This window comes from Candidatus Latescibacterota bacterium, assembly GCA_019038625.1.
GTDB lineage: Bacteria > Krumholzibacteriota > Krumholzibacteriia > Krumholzibacteriales > Krumholzibacteriaceae > JAGLYV01.
Genome location: JAHOYU010000247.1, coordinates 1 through 1559 on the forward strand (window position 1 = coordinate 1; position 1559 = coordinate 1559).

Genomic DNA, 1559 nt, shown 5'->3' on the forward strand with positions numbered 1-1559 from the left:
ATGCTTGGCGGTCCAAGCTGTCGCCTCCCCCCCATGGGGGGACGGGAGGGGGGATAAATAAGATCGAATATCCATTATGCCGCTTCCTTATCTTGCTCACGCATGCTTTGCTGGTAGAAGGGATCATAGATTTCGCCAGTGCTCCAAATGGTGTGCAACAGCACTGCCAATTTTCGGGCCACCGCGACCACGGCGCGATTCTTTAGCCTTTTATTATGCTTGCCTTTGCTGTCCACGGGCCCGGCAAGCTTAAGACCCCATGTTCGCAGCTCACTATCCTGCTTGTTTAATTTCCCCAGGATATACTGGGCCGAGCCAACCAGAAGCCGCCGCATATACGAATTACCCGCTTTGGTAATTCTCAATTGCGGGTTCTGCTCGCCGGACTGATCTTGGCGAGGCGTCAGACCCAGGTGAGAGCCCACATCACGGCTGCTTGTAAAGCGCTCCGCCTGCGCTATGGTCAAGCTAAACGCCAGCGCAGTTACTGGCCCAACGCCGCTTATGCCGCGAAACAGCTCCGTTTCCGGATACTCCTCACAACACAACGTTTCTATTTCTTTATCATAAGGACAGATTTTTTTCGTCAGTTCCCCAATCACTTCTACGACTGGCCCAAGTGCGGTTCGCAATGATTCAGGCATCGCCCCGCAAGCCTTTTTGTGGAAACTCTCCGCCGAACATTTTGGTATGCGGCAACCCAACGATTTCACTACTCCACGCACATGGTTGATAAGATCGGTGCGCGTACTAACCAAAGCGTTACGCGCTTTTAATACGGCCAAGTGGCTCTGGGCTTTTTCGCCCCGATGCTCGATAGGGGAAAGCAGATTGATATCCACCCGTGCCAGACGCGCCAACATGCGTGCATCCACTTTATCGTTTTTAATGTCACTTTTGTAAATCATACGTAACTTTCGTGGATTGGCCACAATAACACAATGCCCACACCCTGTCAGCAACCGCTCCACCCACGCAGAATGAGTGCCAGCTTCCATAGCGATCCGCGCAGGCTTCATAGCACAGAACTTCCGTTTCAAAGCCTCTTCAGTGGTGCGCACCCTGCCCTCCTCCTGGATTTCCTCATCATCCTGAACCATAACGGCCCAATAGCTGTACTCATCGCCCAAATCCATTCCAATAATTGTGCTATACTCATTCATGGTCGGTCTCCATTTGGTTGTGCACCCTTGAGTGCGTTTACTTCCTGCAGACGATTATATCGTACTGCGCGAGGCCGACCTTCTCATCTTATCTGTCAAAAATATTCTTCTTTTGCCCTTTCAGTTCAGCTTCAATTCTGAAAAGTACGCTAAAACCTGAAGAGCCTTTTTTGTTCGTCTGGATGCTTGGTCAGCTATTCATTTTTATTTGCCGCGGTTTTGCGCCGGGGCTTGGACAAGGGGTGGCTTTTCAGCCATTCGGCGATTGGTTGATACACTTCTTCGGCCCCGTTTTGTCCGAACAGCATGTCCACGTGCGAGTAGTCGGCCTGGCAGCCTTCTCCCCACGACAGAAGATGCATATATTTGTCTCTAGCGGGAAGGTTGTCGAAGAAC

Annotated in this window: 2 protein-coding genes; both read right to left on the bottom strand. The window is 51.3% G+C overall.

The window, feature by feature from the left end:
• Positions 1–74: 74 nt before the first annotated feature.
• The gene (locus KOO63_15895) at positions 75–1163 is read right to left on the bottom strand and encodes an IS110 family transposase (GenBank protein MBU8923298.1); all 1089 of its coding nucleotides are present in this window, start codon (positions 1161–1163) and stop codon (positions 75–77) included.
• A 194-nt stretch (positions 1164–1357) separates the two neighbouring features.
• On the bottom strand, positions 1358–1559 hold a 202-nt coding region (locus KOO63_15900; GenBank protein MBU8923299.1), incomplete at its 5' end, for a hypothetical protein.

Bases quoted from the DNA above. Each gene is read 5' to 3' on its own strand.
- KOO63_15895 (MBU8923298.1), bottom strand. From the start codon at position 1,163: ATGAATGAGTATAGCACAATTATTGGAATGGATTTGGGCGATGAGTAC.